The 15149-nt window shown below is 71.1% G+C and carries 18 protein-coding genes; 9 read left to right on the top strand and 9 right to left on the bottom strand.

All coding sequences use genetic code 11. The annotated features are described in order from the left end of the window. Window positions 1–38: 38 nt before the first annotated feature. The 3 genes from ED92_RS28740 to ED92_RS28730 form a co-directional block, all read right to left on the bottom strand. Window positions 39–275, bottom strand: coding sequence for a S1 RNA-binding domain-containing protein (locus ED92_RS28740; protein WP_037343811.1), 237 nt, complete (start codon window positions 273–275; stop codon window positions 39–41). A 152-nt stretch (window positions 276–427) separates the two neighbouring features. Beyond that, window positions 428–1468, bottom strand: coding sequence for an LLM class flavin-dependent oxidoreductase (locus ED92_RS28735; protein ID WP_052120911.1), 1041 nt, complete (start codon window positions 1466–1468; stop codon window positions 428–430). Between the two features lie 7 nt (window positions 1469–1475). Beyond that, the gene (locus ED92_RS28730) at window positions 1476–1868 is read right to left on the bottom strand and encodes a DUF6221 family protein (RefSeq protein WP_037343808.1); all 393 of its coding nucleotides are present in this window, start codon (window positions 1866–1868) and stop codon (window positions 1476–1478) included. A gap of 242 nt (window positions 1869–2110) precedes the next feature. On the opposite strand from ED92_RS28730, the gene ED92_RS28725 reads away from it, so the two are divergent. Continuing rightward, window positions 2111–2533 carry a hypothetical protein gene (locus ED92_RS28725; RefSeq protein ID WP_037343806.1) on the top strand — a complete coding sequence of 141 codons (423 nt, stop codon included), beginning with the start codon at window positions 2111–2113 and terminating at the stop codon, window positions 2531–2533. Here ED92_RS28725 and ED92_RS28720 read toward each other — a convergent pair. Continuing rightward, the gene (locus ED92_RS28720; RefSeq protein WP_037343804.1) at window positions 2530–3549 is read right to left on the bottom strand and encodes a DNA polymerase domain-containing protein; all 1020 of its coding nucleotides are present in this window, start codon (window positions 3547–3549) and stop codon (window positions 2530–2532) included. The two genes, ED92_RS28725 and ED92_RS28720, sit on opposite strands and share 4 nt — an antisense overlap. Window positions 3550–3568: 19 nt before the next feature. Continuing rightward, window positions 3569–4126, bottom strand: a complete 558-nt coding sequence (locus ED92_RS28715; protein ID WP_081975964.1) for a GNAT family N-acetyltransferase — start codon at window positions 4124–4126, stop codon at window positions 3569–3571. Between the two features lie 24 nt (window positions 4127–4150). Here ED92_RS28715 and ED92_RS28710 point away from each other — a divergent pair, with 24 nt between their 5' ends. The 8 genes from ED92_RS28710 (at window position 4151) to ED92_RS28675 (ending at window position 10566) form a co-directional block, all read left to right on the top strand. Further along, on the top strand, window positions 4151–4837 hold the full coding sequence (locus ED92_RS28710; RefSeq protein WP_037344502.1) for a TVP38/TMEM64 family protein: 687 nt from the start codon (window positions 4151–4153) through the stop codon (window positions 4835–4837). A gap of 166 nt (window positions 4838–5003) precedes the next feature. After that, the gene (locus ED92_RS28705; RefSeq protein WP_037343800.1) at window positions 5004–6605 is read left to right on the top strand and encodes a serine/threonine-protein kinase; all 1602 of its coding nucleotides are present in this window, start codon (window positions 5004–5006) and stop codon (window positions 6603–6605) included. Between the two features lie 73 nt (window positions 6606–6678). Further along, entirely contained in the window at window positions 6679–6984 is a 306-nt protein-coding gene (locus ED92_RS28700) for a hypothetical protein (protein WP_037343798.1), read from the top strand. A gap of 19 nt (window positions 6985–7003) precedes the next feature. Beyond that, on the top strand, window positions 7004–7426 hold the full coding sequence (msrB, locus tag ED92_RS28695) for a peptide-methionine (R)-S-oxide reductase MsrB (protein ID WP_034318341.1): 423 nt from the start codon (window positions 7004–7006) through the stop codon (window positions 7424–7426). 75 nt (window positions 7427–7501) lie between these two features. Next, window positions 7502–8383: a TIGR04222 domain-containing membrane protein gene (locus ED92_RS28690; protein WP_037343796.1), complete on the top strand. Its 882-nt coding sequence runs from the start codon at window positions 7502–7504 to the stop codon at window positions 8381–8383. A 113-nt stretch (window positions 8384–8496) separates the two neighbouring features. Then, window positions 8497–9420 carry a TIGR04222 domain-containing membrane protein gene (locus ED92_RS28685; RefSeq protein WP_037343794.1) on the top strand — a complete coding sequence of 308 codons (924 nt, stop codon included), beginning with the start codon at window positions 8497–8499 and terminating at the stop codon, window positions 9418–9420. Then, on the top strand, window positions 9410–10225 hold the full coding sequence (locus ED92_RS28680) for a DUF692 domain-containing protein (protein WP_037344498.1): 816 nt from the start codon (window positions 9410–9412) through the stop codon (window positions 10223–10225). Before ED92_RS28685 ends, ED92_RS28680 begins: the two co-directional genes overlap by 11 nt. Next, window positions 10222–10566: a hypothetical protein gene (locus tag ED92_RS28675; RefSeq protein WP_037343793.1), complete on the top strand. Its 345-nt coding sequence runs from the start codon at window positions 10222–10224 to the stop codon at window positions 10564–10566. Before ED92_RS28680 ends, ED92_RS28675 begins: the two co-directional genes overlap by 4 nt. 17 nt (window positions 10567–10583) lie before the next feature. On the opposite strand, the gene ED92_RS28670 is transcribed toward ED92_RS28675, so the two are convergent. Genes ED92_RS28670 through hemE form a run of 4 tightly spaced genes read right to left on the bottom strand, consistent with a single transcriptional unit; the run spans window position 10584 to window position 15097 of the window. Beyond that, on the bottom strand, window positions 10584–11930 hold the full coding sequence (locus ED92_RS28670; RefSeq protein ID WP_037343791.1) for a CoA transferase: 1347 nt from the start codon (window positions 11928–11930) through the stop codon (window positions 10584–10586). Next, a complete protein-coding gene (gene hemQ / locus ED92_RS28665) occupies window positions 11930–12622 on the bottom strand; it encodes a hydrogen peroxide-dependent heme synthase (protein WP_037343790.1) in 693 nt (230 codons plus the stop codon). Before hemQ ends, ED92_RS28670 begins: the two co-directional genes overlap by 1 nt. A gap of 25 nt (window positions 12623–12647) precedes the next feature. Beyond that, window positions 12648–14027, bottom strand: coding sequence for a protoporphyrinogen oxidase (gene hemG / locus ED92_RS28660; protein WP_037343788.1), 1380 nt, complete (start codon window positions 14025–14027; stop codon window positions 12648–12650). Continuing rightward, window positions 14024–15097 carry a uroporphyrinogen decarboxylase gene (gene hemE / locus ED92_RS28655; protein ID WP_037343787.1) on the bottom strand — a complete coding sequence of 358 codons (1074 nt, stop codon included), beginning with the start codon at window positions 15095–15097 and terminating at the stop codon, window positions 14024–14026. Before hemE ends, hemG begins: the two co-directional genes overlap by 4 nt. Window positions 15098–15149 lie beyond the last annotated feature (52 nt).

The following is a 15149-nucleotide window of genomic DNA, read 5'->3' as shown; positions in this document are numbered from 1 at the left end:
TGTGCAAGTACCGCATCCAGAGGACGAAACGCGTGGGGTCAGGCCAGGGTCAGGCTGAACCGGCGGTTCTGGACGTCCAGTTTGTCCAGCCGCACCGCGACGGCCGCCCCGGCGGCGAACGGGCCGGTTCCGCCGACGGTCGGCAGCAGCCCCTCCATCCCGGGGGCCACTTCGACGAACGCGCCGAACGGGAGCACCCGCGTGACGACTCCGTCCAGAACGCCGCCCTCGGCGTGCGCGACGACGAACTCGCGCCAATTCTCGGTGGGAGACATGCGATTCACCTCCTTTCCGCGCATGGTCCACAGGAGGACACCTACGCGGAGGCGGGCTGCGGGCCCGCGCGGAGATCAAGCGGCGGCCGGGGAACCCGTCCGCTCACGGCACGAGGCCGACCCGGCAGTCATGGCCGTGACCCTAGCAAAGGTCACGACACGGCCACCAGGCTGCGAAGTTCGGCCACCTCGGCCAGCGCGCGATAGGACTCCAGCCGCTCCGCCTGGTCGAAGGTGCTGGTGGTCACCAGGATCTCGTCGGCGCCGGTCTTGGCGACGAGATCCGCGAGCCGGTCGCCCACCTCGTCCGGGGTGCCGGCGAGCTGACCGTCGAGCGCCCGGTCCAGCCGGTCCCGGTCGCGGTCCGACAGCGGCCCGGCGAGGATCTCCTCCACCGGCGACAGCGGCGGGAAGACGCCGTGCGTGCGCGAATAGACGGTCGACCACGCTTCGGGGATCAGCAACCGCCGGGCGCGTTCGGCCGTCTCGGCGACCGCGATGGCCGTGGACACCACGACGTACGGCCGCGAAGCCTGAGAGGAAGGCCGGAACCCGGACCGATACCCCTCGATCGCTTCGAGCAGCGGACCCTCGCCCCGGACCGGCGCGATCACCAGCGGCAGCCCCAGTTCCGCGGCCAGCCGCGCCCCCGCGCCGGTGGCCAGCAGGAACGCGGGCACGCGCAGACCTTCCGCCGGAATGGCGTGCACGCCCGGATACGTCGTCTGATCGCCCGCGAGGAAGCCCAGCAGTTCGCGGACCTGCTCGCCGAAGCGATCGGCGTCGTCCTTCTCGTGCCCGAGCGCCTGCCGCACCCCGCCGGTGAAGCCGACCGAACGCCCCAGCCCCATGTCGATCCGGCCGGGGAAGAGCGATTCGAGCACGCCGAACTGTTCCGCGACCACGAGCGGCCGGTGGTTGGGCAGCATCACGCCGCCGGTGCCGACCCGGATCCGCCCGGTCGCCGAGGCGACCGCCGCGGCCAGGACGGTGGGCGCGGAACCGGCGACACCGGGCACGCTGTGGTGTTCCGACACCCAGAACCGGTGATACCCCAAGGCTTCGATGTCCCGCGCGAAGGCGACCGTGTCCCGCAAGGCGCGGGGCGCGTCGCCGCCGCGGCGGGTCGGGGACCGGTCCAGTACCGAAAGCGTGATCACCCTCGGGTCAACGCGTCCGGGCCCGGCGGGCATTCCCCGCTCAGGGGCGCCAGCGCTCGCTGTAGTCCGGGTGGTCGGCGTGCGGCAGGGCCAGCAGCCGCAGGGTCAGGCACCAGTTCGTGCCGGCCTCGTCGGCGGGCACATGGCACGTCTCGCACCAGTACTCGTTGCCGTACAAGGGGAATCCCGGGACCTTCTCCGAAACCGTGGTGCGATGCGCCTGCAGGAGCCGCCGGGTCGCCTCGATCTCGTTGATCATCTGATTGATCGCGTCGAGTTCGATGTCGTTGAGCGAGCGGATCTTCTTTTCGATGACGACCTTGGTCTCACCACGATTGAGCGATTCGTTGATCTCGGTTTTCTTGACCGCCTGCATGATCAACGCCTGGCGTTGCCCCACACGCGCGGCGAGGAAGGCGATCAGGTCGTCCACGGGTACTCCTTCGTCTCCCCCAGCCTAGTGTTCGGAGGGAAATGTCGCTGGCAGGAAGCCCTGCGTTACGGCTGAGTCCCACGCGTCACACAGTCTCGTATCGGTCACGGGCGAAGCGGTAACAGGTTTCTAGATCGACACGAAAGCGCAATCACTCCGCGAGCAAAACGAAGAAGAGACCGATGCCGGGCGCGAATTCGTCACCGATACCGCACACCTCGTCACGAAATGCGTTCCCCGTCGTGGCGGGGCTCGCCGTCGCGCTCACTTTGGGCGCCGGCGCCGGTGTGGTGGCGGCCACCCGGCCGGGTGAGCCCGTCGCCGCGCCGGCCACTCCGGCGACCGTGACCGTCACGGCGGAGGCCGCGCCCGCGCCGACCGTGACCGTCCCGGCACCGCCGGTCACCTCGGGACGCACGGCGGTCGCGTCCTCAGTGGACCGCTTCGCCGACGGGACCTATCTGGTCGGCACGGACATCCGAGCGGGCTCGTACCGCTCCCCCGGACCGGCGCCGGGCGGAAACGGGCACTGCTACTGGGCGCGGCTCCGGCCCGAAGGCGCGTCGAAGATCGTGGCCGACCAGCTGACCACGGGCGCCGCGCGATTCACCGCCCGCAAGGGTGAGTTCGTCCAGGTCGCCGGATGTGAGTTCACCCGGTCCTAAGTATCGTCGCGCGCCTTGCTCGGCTGGACGCGTTTCGGCTCACCGGGCATCTTCGGATAGTCCGGCGGATACGGCATCTCGCCGAGGCCGTGGTCGCGTTCGTCGCGCGCGTACCAGTCCAGCAGCGTCTCGATGCCGAACGCCTGCTCGTCCATCGGCGCGTGGAGGTCGCCGCGCTCGGCGTAGAAGGCGCCCGCGGTGAGGACGTCGAAGTCGTCCGGGTCGACCTCGGTCAGCAGATCCCAGGTCAGCGGCGTCGACACCGTCGCCCGCGGGGTGCCGCGGACCGACCAGGACGACGCCACCGTGCGATCACGGGCCGCCTGGTTGTAGTCGATGAAGACCCGGCCGCCGCGTTCTTCCTTCCACCACGCGATGGTGGCCTTCTCCGGGATCCGGCGCTCGACCTCGCGGCCCAGCGCGATCACCGCGTGCCGGACGTCGATGAAATCCCAGTCCGGCCGGATCCGCACCAGCACGTGCACCCCGCGCCCGCCCGAGGTCTTCGGGTAGCCGGTCAGGCCCGCCGAATCGAGGACCTCGCGGACCACGCCCGCGACCTCGACCGCGTCGGCGAAACCGGCCTCGTCCGGCGGATCCACGTCGATGCGGAGTTCGTCGGGATGGTCGACGTCGGGCCGCCGCACCGGCCACGGGTGGAAGTCGAAGGTGCCCAGGTTCGCCGCCCACGCGAACACGGCGGGTTCGGTCGGGCAGACCTCCTCGGCCGTCCGGCCCGACGGGAAGGTGATCTTCGCGGTCTCCACCCAGTCCGGGGCGCCCTTCGGCACGCGCTTGGCGTAGAACCACTCGCCCTCGATGCCGTCGACGTAGCGCTTCAGCGTGGTCGGCCGCTCCCCGATCGCGCGCAGCAACGGCACGCCGACCGCGACGTAGTGCTCCACGACCTGGCGCTTCGTGATCCCCCGGGCCGGGAAGTACACCTTGTCCGGGCTGGACACCCGGACCTTGCGCTCGCCTGCCTCGACCTCGATCGGCTCACCGTTCTTGGGCATGCGCCCACCGTATCGCCGATCAGGGCCGGGGATCGGTCTCCAGGATCGCCATGCTGATCGCGTCGTGCCATTCGCCGTCCCACCACAGCGCGTCGCGTTGGAGACCTTCGCGGACGAACCCGGACTTCTCGTACACCCGCTGCGCGCGGGGGTTGAAGTCGAAGACCTCCAGCGAGACGCGATGGAGGCCGACGATGTCGAACGCGAAGTCCAGGATGAGCTTCGTCGCCTCGGTGCCGTACCCCTTGCCGAAGACGTCGGGCCCGGTCAGGGCGATCCGGAACGAGGCCGAGCGGTTGTCCGCGTCGACCTCGTTGAGCACGACGTCGCCCAGATAGACGCGGTCGTCCTTGCGCAGGATCGCGTAGTCCGCCCGGTCGTCGAGGCCCGGCCGGGACGAGAGCCAGCTGCGGATCTGCTCCTCGGTGAACGTCGCGTGCGTTCCGGTGAACCGGGTGCCCTCCGGTTCGTGCAGCGCCTGCCACGCGGGTTCGAAGTAGGTCTCGTCGAGCTGCGTGAGCACGACGTTCTCGCCGGTGAGTTCGGGCTGTGCCCGCAGCGCCTCGGTGTCGATCACGGCGGACACGGTACGGTGGACGCGGTGTCCGGGCGTACCAAATTAATCCTCGCGCTCGCCGTACTCGCCCTGTTCGTGGCGGCGGCGGTGCTGCTGCCGATCCCGAGTCCGGCCGGGCTGCGGGCCTGGGCCGCCGAGACCGGTCCGGCCACCCCGCTGGTGTTCTTCCTGGTCTATTCGGTGCTGACCGTGGCACCGATCCCGCGCACCGTGTTCAACCTGGCCGGCGGCCTGCTGCTCGGTGCCACGACGGGGATCGTCGTCGGCATCCTGGCGACCACGGTCGCCTCGGGGCTCTCGTTCGCTCTTTCGCGGGCACTCGGCCGCGATCTGGTCACCCGGCACCTGCACCGGGCGAAGGTCCGCGCGGTCAACGACCGGCTTTCGGACGGCGGGGTACTGGCGATCACCTCCTTACGGCTGATCCCGATGGTGCCGTTCGCTCCGTTCAGTTACCTGTGCGGAGTGTCATCGGTCCGTTTCGCCCCGTATCTGATCGGGACCGCGCTCGGCAGCCTGCCGGGTACGGTCGCCGTCGTCGTCCTCGGCGACGCGCTGACCGGGGAAACACCTCCCGCCCTGCTGATCTGTTACGCCGTCTTCGCCGCCGCGGGGGCCATCGGGCTGGTCAAGGTCTTCCGGCGCAAGGCCCCTCCGACGCCCGAACCGAGCGGCGAGGAAGAATTGCCCGCCTCCGCACCGGCGAGCTGACGGGGAGCCGAAACCGCCGCCCGCTACACTCGATCGGGTGCGCGGGACCTGTCAGGCCGCGTAACGCCACCATCACCCGGAGAATGTGTCAGGAGCAGTCGCCATCGACACCGGTCAGCTGATCGCTGGGCACTATCGCCTGGTCGAGCAAATTGGTAGCGGTGCCATGGGGGTGGTCTGGCGTGCCATCGATGTCCGCCTCGAGCGCTCGGTGGCGGTCAAGCAGATCCTCCCGCAGCCAGGTGTCTCCGAGGCCGAACGCGACAACATGCGCCAGCGCGCCATGCGCGAGGCGAAGAACGCGGCCCGGTTCCAGCATCCGAACGCGATCGTGGTGTTCGACATCGCCGAGCACGGCGGCGACCCCTGCCTGGTGATGGAGTACCTGAACGGCCCGAGCCTCTCGGCGATCATCTCCGACGAAGGCACGTTGCCGCTGGGGCGCGTCGCGAAGATCGGCGAGCAGGTCGCGTCGGCACTGGTCGCCGCGCACCGCGCCGGTATCGTGCACCGCGACGTCAAACCGGGCAACATCCTGATCGACGAGTCCGGCACCGCGAAGATCACCGACTTCGGCATCTCCCGCGCGGCCGGCGACATGACGCTCACCCAGACCGGCCTGATCGGCGGCACCCCGGCGTACCTCGCGCCCGAGCTGGCGCGCGGCTCGGACCCGGTACCCAGCTCCGACGTCTTCGCGCTCGGCGCGACGCTCTACCAGGCGATCGAGGGCCAGACCCCGTACGGGAACAGCTCCAACCAGCTCGCGCTGCTGTACGCGGCCGCGAACGGCCAGATCAACCCGCCGCAGCAGGCGGGTGCCGCGACGGCGCTGCTGATGAGCCTGCTGCGCACCGAGCCGACCGAGCGCCCGACCATGGCCGAGGCCAGGGAGCGCCTCGCCGCGCTGGCGGCGAACGAATCCGGCGCGGGCACGGCCGCCTCGCCGCGGCTTTTCGGGGCGGGCGGCGGTAGACAGCCCGCCGTGCCCGAGACCCCCGGGCACGGCATCCCCGGCGGAGACCGCCCGCCGTGGCAGCGGACCGACAAGCCGGCCGCCTCCACCGCGGCTCCTCCGCAACCCACCAAGACGCACACGCCGACGGCCGCGTTCATCCCGATGCGCTCGCCGTCCGCGCCGCCGAACACCCCGCCGCGTCCGGTCGCCGCGATGAGCCCGCCGCCGTCCGCGGCCGCCCCGATGCGCCCGTCGCCCGCCAAGCCGACCGACGCGAAGCGCAAGGCCGTCCTGTTCGCGGGCGCCGGTGCCGCGGTCGTGGTGATCGCCGTGATCGTGTTCCTGATCCTGAACTCCAGCAACGGGGGCAACACCCCGGGCGGGAACAACGCCGGGGCGAACCCGCAGCCGGGCACCTCGGCGCCCAAATCGAGCGCCCCGTCCTCGTCGCGTCCCGCGCCCGCGGGCCTGGGAAAGACCCCCAGCGAAAAGGTCACCAGCTACTCCAGCGTGGGCAACTTCCTGCTGGACTTCTTCGACACCGACAAGATCGGGACATCCGCGAGCTGGAACAAGCTCACGGAGGCCGCGAAAGCGGTGTACGGCTCTGAGCAGGCTTTCGCCGAATACTGGGCCGCGCACAAGGTCACCGGTGCCGACACCGCGCGGGCGGACAGCGGCGGCGGAAACCCCGACGGCTCGATCGACATGAACATCACGCTCAACAAGGGAACACGTCCGGCGCTGCGCGTGGTCCAGGTCGGCGGCCAGTACTACATCGACGCCGACACGCGAGTACTCGGCAACTGACGCAGCGTGGCGGGGGTGAGACCCGCCTCGCTGGTGGTAGGCCAATCGCCGATCGTGGCTTACTGTTGCCGGTATGGCCGATAGCGGACCTTTCGGACCTCGCCAGAATCCTCGCTTCCAGGAAGACCTGGTAGGCCTCGACCCGCACGACCCCGAGGCCCGGGCCTTCGCCGAGCATCTGGACCGCATCGAACGCTGCGGCCCGAACTTCACCGTGGAGGCCTGCCTCGACGGTGTCTCCGATTTCGCCGACTCCAGCAACCGTCTCGGCGGCCTGCGCTGGTGGGTTTCGGCACTGGTCGTGGTCCTCATCGTGCTCGGCGTGATGGTCACCGCATGGGACATCATCGGCCGGGCCATCGCGTGGCTCGCGGAGTAACGTGGAACCGGTGAAAGGCATGAAACCCGTTGTCGGAGCCACGCCGCGCGTGGTCAAGTCCGAGCAGGAATGGCGGGAGCAGCTCAGCCCCGACGAGTACGCCGTCCTTCGCCAGGCGGGCACCGAGCGCCCCTTCACCGGTGAGTACACCGATGAGAAGACCACCGGTGTCTACCAGTGCCGAGCCTGTGGCGCCGAGCTGTTCCGCAGCGACACGAAATTCGAGAGCCACTGCGGCTGGCCGTCGTTCTACGACCCGGCCGACACCGACGCCGTCCTCCTCCGCGAGGACACCACCATGGGGATGCGCCGGATCGAGGTGCTGTGCAAGTCATGCCACAGCCACCTCGGGCACGTCTTCGAAGGCGAGGGTTACGCCACGCCGACGGATCAGCGGTACTGCATCAACTCGATCTCGCTGAAGCTCGTTCCCGAGTCGTAACCGAACGAAGCGAACCACCGCCCTTCCCGGCGCGTTCCCGGATGACAGGAACAGCGTCGGGGAGGGCGGTGTCGTATGAACGAACCCTGGGGGATCTCCGGACCGGCTTTCGCGTGGCTGTACGGAGTCTGTGCCGTACTGCCGGTCGCGCTCGCCGTGGCGAACGAGTGGTGGCTGCGCCGTGACACCGGTGCCAGGACGGTGCCCGGTCTCTACCACCTGGCCGCGCTGGCGGACGGCGCGGAGCGGGTCACCGACACCGCCGTCGCCGGCCTGATCGCGAGGCACTTCCTGCGGCCGGACGGACGCGGCGTCCTGCACCCGGTCAGGCCGGTCCCCGCCGATCCCTTCGAGCGCGCGGTCGTCTCGCTCGTGCACGGCAACGGGATCGGCCTGCGCGAGCTGCGTTCGAAGATGGCTCGGCACGGGGCCGTCCGGGCTCTGCGCGCCGATCTCGAACAGCGTGGCCTGCTGGTCTCCGAGAAACACCGCCGGATGGGCTGGCAGTACGCGATCGCCTTGTCCGTGGCCGTCTTGGCCTTGGGGATCGTGCGGCTGGCGAACGCCGTACCGCTGCACCGGCCGGTCGGTGCCCTCGCGGTCCTGATCGTCGGTGTGATCGGCGCGATCGGCCTGGCCGTGTGGCGGCAATGGCCGGACGGATCCGGCCGGGCGACCGCCGCGGGCACGCTGGCGCTCCGGTACGGCGACTGGGATCGCGGCCTGGCCCGCACCGCGGCCGGGCAGGTGGCGCTCGACGGCTGGCAGGCATTCCCGGACAAGGTCGTCGCGGTGACGCTGATCAGGACAGGCGACACCAAGGCCAGGCTGTTCGCCGGTACGGCGGGCACGTGTGGCGGAGGCGCCACGTATGTCGCCGGTCCCTCGTGCGGCGGCGGAGGCTCCTCGTGCGGCGGCGGGAGTTCTTCCTGCGGTGGAGGCGGCTGCGGCGGCTGACGGCCCAACTGCCGTCGCCGGACACCGCGCCGGATGCTCGAATCACGGAACCACGATCGGACCGCGCGGCGTCCGACTACGGTAAGTGCACCTGCTCGTGAAAGGCCCGTGCGATGGAATACACCTGGGGCATCCCCGGACCCACGTTCCTGGCGATCTACGCCGTCCTGCTGGTGTTCCCGCTGATCGCCGGTCTCGTGTGGACGATCGCGGCCAAGCTGGGCACCAGAACCCCGAGCGCCGAAGTGAGCGGCCCGCAGCCGACGGTGTACGAGTTCGCCTATCTCGCCGGCGGCTCGGACCGGGTGGTCGACACGGCCATCGCGGCACTGGTCGACCGCGGGACCTTGCGGGTCAGCAGCTCGAAGCAGCTCCAGCTCACCGGCCCCGAGCCGGCCGACCCGATCGAGAAGGCCGTCGCCAAGAGCGCGCGGCCGGGGCACAACGCCACGACCCGCGGCATCCGTGACCGGCTGCGGCTGTCGGGTCCGATGCAGGCGCTCGCCAAGGATCTGGAGGCACGAGGGCTGGTCGTCGTCGATCAGGGGCCACGGATCCGCCGGGTCGTCTACTTCCTGTACCTCGCCGTCCTGGTCTTCGGTGTGGTGCGCCTGATCGCCGGGATCGCCGGCGACCGCCCGGTCGGCTTTCTGATCCCGATGCTGCTCGCGGCCGGGGCCGCGACCCTGATCGCCCGTGCGTTCAAGAACAGGCAGCCTGGCCCTCGTCCGACCGCCGAAGGCAACCGGGTCCTCCACAAGGCCAGGTCCGCGCACGGACGGGAGCGCAAACGCGGCATCCCGAACGGACCGGGTTACGTCGGCGGCGCGGTGCTGGGCGGCGCCGCGGCGGCGGTCGCGTTCGGCGGCCTCGCCTCCTACCCCGACGAGGAGCTGAGCGCGGCCCTGATCCCGCCGCAGCTCTCCAGCGGTTTCGGCGGCGGTTCGTCCGGCGGCGGCTCCTCGTGCAGCAGTGGCGGAAGCTCGTGCAGCAGCGGCGGCAGCTCCTGCGGTGGAGGCGGCGGCTGTGGCGGCTGACGGACCCGGCGAGCTCGGGATCGGCATCGGCTGGCGGCACGAGCTCGACCTGTCGATCGCGCGGCTGCCGGGCGTCGACTGGGTCGAGGTCGTCGCCGAGAACCTGCACGCCGGACATCTGCCGGAAACTTTGGTCGCCTTGCGCGACAAGGGAATGCCGGTCCTTCCGCACGCGGTCTCGCTGTCGCTGGGCGGGGCCGAACCGCTGGACACCGCGCGCGTCGAGCATCTCGCGGAGGTCACCCGCGAGCTCGGCGCGCCGCTGGCCAGCGACCACGTGTGTTTCGTGCGTGCGGGCGGCCTCGACTCGGGCCATCTGATGCCACTCCCCCGCACCCGCGAAGCGCTCGACGTCCTGGTGGACAACGTCAAACTGACGCAGTCCATCGTGGAGGTCCCGTTCGCGCTGGAGAACATCGCGGCGGTGCTGGAATGGCCGGACGCGGAGTTCACCGAGTCGGAGTTCCTGCGGGAGCTCACCGACCGGACCGGCTGCCTGCTGATCGTCGACGTGGCCAACCTGTACGCCAACGCCCGCAACCTCGGCACCGATCCCGAGCGATTCCTCGACGAGATCCCGTGGGAGCGCCTGGCGTACACCCATATGGCGGGCGGTGTCGAACGCGACGGCGTCTACCACGACACGCACGCCCATCCGGTGGTGCCGGAAGTCCTGGACCTGCTGCGCGAACTGCGGCGGCGTACCGAACCGCCCGGCGTCCTGCTGGAACGCGACGACGACTACCCGTCCGACACCGAACTGGCGGCGGAGCTGGCCGCGTTGCGGGAAGCGGTCTCGCCGTGACGTCGCCCCGCGAGCGGCTCGCCGGACAGCAGGCGGAGCTGCTCAAGGCGCTTCTCGCCGGAGGCGACGCCCCGGCGGGCTTCGACGCGGACCGGCTCCGCATCGAGGCGGACGTCTTGCGGAACAAGCAAAGCAGGCTGGCCGCCTACCTCCGCCCGGACCTCGCCGAAGCCCTCGGTGACCGGTTCGCCGCGCTCTTCCGCGAGTACGCGACGAGCCATCCGAAGACCGACGCGATCCGCGCGCGGGCCTATGCGGACGCTTTCGGCACGTGGCTCGTCGAGCGCGGTGAGATCCCGAAGCCCCGAGGCCGGTTCACTCGCTGGCTCCGCCGCATTTAGTCCTCTGAATGCGGCGGTCACCAAACCGGGCGGTCGCTCCCCGGTATGTGCGTCGCTTCCGTCCACTGTGGATTCGAGCCCGGCAGGGTGCCCGCCATCTTGACCCGGGTGACGCGGCCGAGCTGGCCGTCGACGTCTTCGAGCCACTCGCCGCCGTCGAACCCGGCGGGCCCGGCTTCCTTACGCCCCAAGGAGTTCAGCCACTCCCCCGTCCCGGCGAGCGAGGTGCGGACGTGCTGGCTGCCGCCCTCGGTGGCCGCCCGGCGGACGGCGGTCATGATCGCCGCCGCGGTGAGCCAGCCGGTCGCGTGGTCGAGTGCCTGTACCGGAAGCGGTCCCGGACCGTCGAGTCCGGCCGCCTTGCCGCCCTCGTCGGCGATCCCCGATGCCATCTGCACCAGGCTGTCGAACCCGCGCCTGCGTGCCCACGGCCCTTCCCAGCCGTAGGCGGACAGGTCCGCGACGACGATGCCCGGCCGCAGCTCGGCGATCGCTTCCGGGGAGAAACCCTTGGCGGTCAACGAACCCGGCCGGAAACCCTGCAGCACGACGTCGGCGCGGGCGATCAGTTTGCGCAGCCGCGAGCGCCCGGCTTCGGTCTCCAGGTCGACGTACGCCGACAGTTTCCCCATCCCGGTGTCGACGGCCAGCGGCGGCACGGTCGGCAGCTGCGCCGAACCGATGTGCATGACGGTCGCCCCGTGCGCGGCGAGCACGCGGCCCGCGACCGGCCCGGCGATGACGTGGGTCAGGTCCAGGATCCGCACCCCGCCCAGCGGCCGGTCGGATTCGAAGAGCCGCACGGGTTCCGATGTCCCGAGCGGTCGGATGTCGGCGACCGGCAACGCGCTCGACGCCTGCCCCTGCTTGTGCGCCAGCCACTCGTCACGGGTGCGCAGCACGGCCGCGGCACCACCCGCGCCCACCACGGCCGATTCGACCTCGTACTTCGACTTGGCCGCCACGACCTTCTCGAACGCCGCCCGCGTCGCGGGAACGCCGAGACCCCAGCACACGGCGGACACGTGACGCGGGTAGTTGCAGTGCAGCCGCACCCAGCCGTCGTTCGCGCGGTAGTCGCCGGACAGCGGCGCGCTGAACGGCACCGGCTCGCCGTCGACGCGGACGTACTGCTCGCTGTGGAACGACGCGGCGGCGTGCCGGGTGTCGACCGAGACCTTGCCCGGCTCGATTCCCCGCAGCCGCAACAGTTCCCCGGCCGCGAGCGTCGCGGCGGCGATACTCGTCGTGGCCGCCTCCTCGACCCGGAAGATCCCGGGAAGCACCGACTCGGGACCGGTGATCTCGACGGCGTCTTCGGCGAGGGTGTCGCCGGTGAGCGTGGTCCAGACGCGGGTGTCCACTAGGGCAGCAAGGCGATCAGCTCGGCGGGCGCCACCTTCGTCCCGGTGTAGAACGGGATCTCCTCGCGCACGTGCAGGCGGGCCTCGGTGCCGCGCAGGTGACGCATCAGGTCGACGATGCGGTGCAGCTCGTCGGCCTCGAAGGCCAGGATCCACTCGTAGTCGCCCAGCGCGAACGACGCGACCGTGTTGGCGCGGACGTCGGGGTAGTCGCGGGCCTCCTTGCCGTGGTCGGCGAGCATCTTGCGGCGCTCGTCGTCCGGCAACAGGTACCACTCGTAGGAGCGCACGAACGGGTAGACGCAGATGAACTTGCGGGCCTCTTCACCGGCGAGGAACGCCGGGATGTGGCTCTTGTTGAACTCCGCCGGGCGGTGCAGCGCGACCTGGCTCCACACCGGCGCCGACGCGCGGCCGAGCGGGGTGTGCCGGAAACCGCTGTACGCCGCCTGGACCTGCTCGATCTCCTCTGCGTGCCACCAGATCATGTAGTCGGCGTCGGCGCGCAGCCCGGAGAGGTCGTAGACACCGCGGACGACGACGCCCTTGGCCTCCAGCGCGTCGAGGTACTCGGTGGTCTCCGCGGTAGCCTTCGCCCGGTCTCCGCCGAGCTTGCCCTGCTCGGCCCGGAAGACCGACCAGGCGGTGTAGCGGATGGTGTCATTGAGCTCGTTGTAGTTCAGCCGCGCCATACCGCCATCTTGGCACTGCCGGTGCTCAGGAGCCCTCGTGGGTCGATGTGATCCCGGCGATGCGGCGGGCGGCGGCGTCGGCGGTGGCGATGCAGGCCGGGAGCCCGACGCCGTGCAGTGTCGCGCCCGCCACGGCGAGCCCCGGCACACCGGCGACGGCGCGCTCGATGCGCTCGACGAGTTCGAGGTGCCCGGTGCGGTACTGCGGGAGCCCGCCACCCCATCGGGTCACCAGGGTGTCGATCGGCTCGGCGGTGACGCCGCTCAGCCGGGCGAGGTCTTCGCGGACCACGCGCACGAGTTCGTCGTCGTCGGCGTGCAGTGCGCCCGGTTCGCCGAAGCGGCCGACCGAGCCGCGCACCAGAACCGGCCCTTCGCCGTACTGCGCCCATTTGCGGGACGAGAAGGTGAACGCCTTGGCGGCGAACGGTTTCCCGGCGGCGTCCCGCTCCCCGGCACCGATCAGCACGCCGGACGACTCCGGCAGCGCGGTGCCCGGCGGGAGCGCGAGCGCGACGACGGCCATCGACGCGAGTTCGACCTCGGCGAACGCCGAAGACGCCACGCCCGCGACGCCGTCGAGCAGCCGCCGTGCCGAAGGCGCAGGGACCGCCAGGAGAACGGAGTCGGCGTCGAGGTCGTCGACCTTCCAGCCGTCGGCGGTGCGCTCGAGCGCCGTCACCGTGGTCCCGGTGCGGATCTCGGCGCGGGACAGCTCCGCGAGCCGGGCGATCAGCGTCCCGAGGCCGCCCAGCAGGGTGCCGAAGACCGGCGCCGTACTCGGCGACGCGGGCATGAGCGACGCCGCGCCTTCGGTGAGCGAACGCGCGCCGCGGTCCACCGCGGAGGCGAGCCCGGGCATGGTCGCGCGCAGGCCGAGCCCGTCCGCTCCCCCGGCGTACACCCCGCCGAGCAGCGGATCGACGAGCCGGTCGACCAGTTCGTCACCGAACCGCTCGCGCAGCAGCGGGCCTAGCGGCACATCACCGGCGGGCAGTTCCAGCGGAGACAGCGACGCCTCGGCCTCGACGAGGGCGCGGCCCTTCTCCGACAGCACCCCGGCGACCGCGTCGGCCGAGGCGGGAACGCCCATGACCGTGCCCGGCGGCAGGCCGAGCACGGAGCCGCCCGCGTGGATCTTGGCGCGGGCCTTGGTGGGATGGACGAGGCTTTCGCCCAGCCCGATCTCGCGGACCAGGGCGAGCGCTTCGGGACGGCGGGCGAGGAAGGCCTCGGCGCCGACGTCGTAGTGTTCACCGGCGAGTTCGACCGTGCGGAGTTTCCCGCCGAGCGACCCGGTCGCCTCGAAGACGACGATCCTGGCGTCCTCGCCGAGCAGGGTCCGCAGCCGGTACGCCGCGGTCAGTCCCGAGATACCGCCACCGACGACGGCGACCGTGGTCACGGCTGAAGCTCGTGCACCAGCCCGACCACGCGCGTCAGAACGTCCGGGTCGACACCGGGCAGCACGCCGTGGCCGAGGTTGAAGATGTGGCCGTCGGCCGCGCGGCCCTCGGCGAGGATGCGCCGCACCTCGGCCTCGATGACCGGCCAGGACGCGTGCAGCAGCGCCGGGTCGAGGTTGCCCTGGACCACACCGCCGCCGAGCCGCCGCACGGCTTCGTCGAGCGGGATACGCCAGTCGACGCCGACCACGTCGGCTCCCGCGTCGCGCATGGCCACCAGCAGCTCGCCGGTTCCGACGCCGAAGTGGATCCGCGGCACGCCGTAGCCCGCGACCGCGGACAGCACCTTCGCCGAATGCGGCAGGACGAACTCGCGGTAGTCCCGCTCCGAGAGCGCGCCCGCCCACGAGTCGAACAGCTGGATCGCGTCGGCCCCGGCGTCGAGCTGCGCGGACAGGAAGGTGATCGCCATGTCCGCCAGGCGCCCGGCCAGCTCGTGCCACAGCCCGGGCTCGGAGTGCATGAGCGCCTTGGTGTGCTCGTGGTTACGGCTCGGCCCGCCCTCGATGAGGTACGAGGCCAGCGTGAACGGCGCGCCGGCGAACCCGATCAGCGGCGTCTCGCCCAGCGAGCCCACCAGCAGCCGGACACCCTCGGCGACCCGCTCCACCTGCTCGGGCTCCAGCACCGGCAGCGCGCGCACGCCCGCGGCGTCGCGGATCGGCTCGGCGACGACCGGCCCGGTACCCGCGACGATGTCGATGTCGAGGCCCGCCGCCTTGAGCGGGACGACGATGTCGCTGAAGAGAATGGCCGCGTCGACGCCGTGACGGCGGATCGGCTGGAGCGTGATCTCGGCGAGCATCTCGGGGTCGAAGCACGCCTCGAACATCGAGGTGCCCTCGCGCAGGGCCCGGTACTCGGGCAGCGACCGGCCCGCCTGGCGCATGAACCACACGGGGGTGTGAGCCGGGCGTTCGCCGCGCGCGGCGGCCAGGAACGGCGCCCCGGGCAGGGCGCGACGGGCCGCCGGGACGGTCTGCGCGGGAGAAGCAACTGAAGGAGACATCACGGTTCATGGTGCCATGTGCGCTCGGAGGCCTTACTCTCGGCGCGTCTGC

The sequence above is a fragment of the Amycolatopsis sp. MJM2582 genome (assembly GCF_000754115.1).
Classification (GTDB): Bacteria; Actinomycetota; Actinomycetes; order Mycobacteriales; family Pseudonocardiaceae; genus Amycolatopsis; species Amycolatopsis japonica.
The sequence above is the reverse complement of the archived record's forward strand: the minus strand, read 5'-3'. Positions and strand labels throughout refer to the sequence as shown.

Excerpts from the sequence above, each read along its gene's own strand:
- hemE (WP_037343787.1), bottom strand. The coding sequence starts at position 15,097 with ATGTCTCCTTCAGTTGCTTCTCCCGCGCAGACCGTCCCGGCGGCCCGT.
- ED92_RS28705 (WP_037343800.1), top strand. The coding sequence starts at position 5,004 with ATGGGGGTGGTCTGGCGTGCCATCGATGTCCGCCTCGAGCGCTCGGTG.
- ED92_RS28740 (WP_037343811.1), bottom strand. The coding sequence starts at position 275 with ATGTCTCCCACCGAGAATTGGCGCGAGTTCGTCGTCGCGCACGCCGAG.
- msrB (WP_034318341.1), top strand. The coding sequence starts at position 7,004 with ATGAAACCCGTTGTCGGAGCCACGCCGCGCGTGGTCAAGTCCGAGCAG.
- ED92_RS28685 (WP_037343794.1), top strand. The coding sequence starts at position 8,497 with ATGGAATACACCTGGGGCATCCCCGGACCCACGTTCCTGGCGATCTAC.
- ED92_RS28690 (WP_037343796.1), top strand. The coding sequence starts at position 7,502 with ATGAACGAACCCTGGGGGATCTCCGGACCGGCTTTCGCGTGGCTGTAC.
- ED92_RS28735 (WP_052120911.1), bottom strand. The coding sequence starts at position 1,468 with ATGCCCGCCGGGCCCGGACGCGTTGACCCGAGGGTGATCACGCTTTCG.
- hemQ (WP_037343790.1), bottom strand. The coding sequence starts at position 12,622 with ATGGCGCGGCTGAACTACAACGAGCTCAATGACACCATCCGCTACACC.
- ED92_RS28700 (WP_037343798.1), top strand. The coding sequence starts at position 6,679 with ATGGCCGATAGCGGACCTTTCGGACCTCGCCAGAATCCTCGCTTCCAG.
- ED92_RS28720 (WP_037343804.1), bottom strand. The coding sequence starts at position 3,549 with ATGCCCAAGAACGGTGAGCCGATCGAGGTCGAGGCAGGCGAGCGCAAG.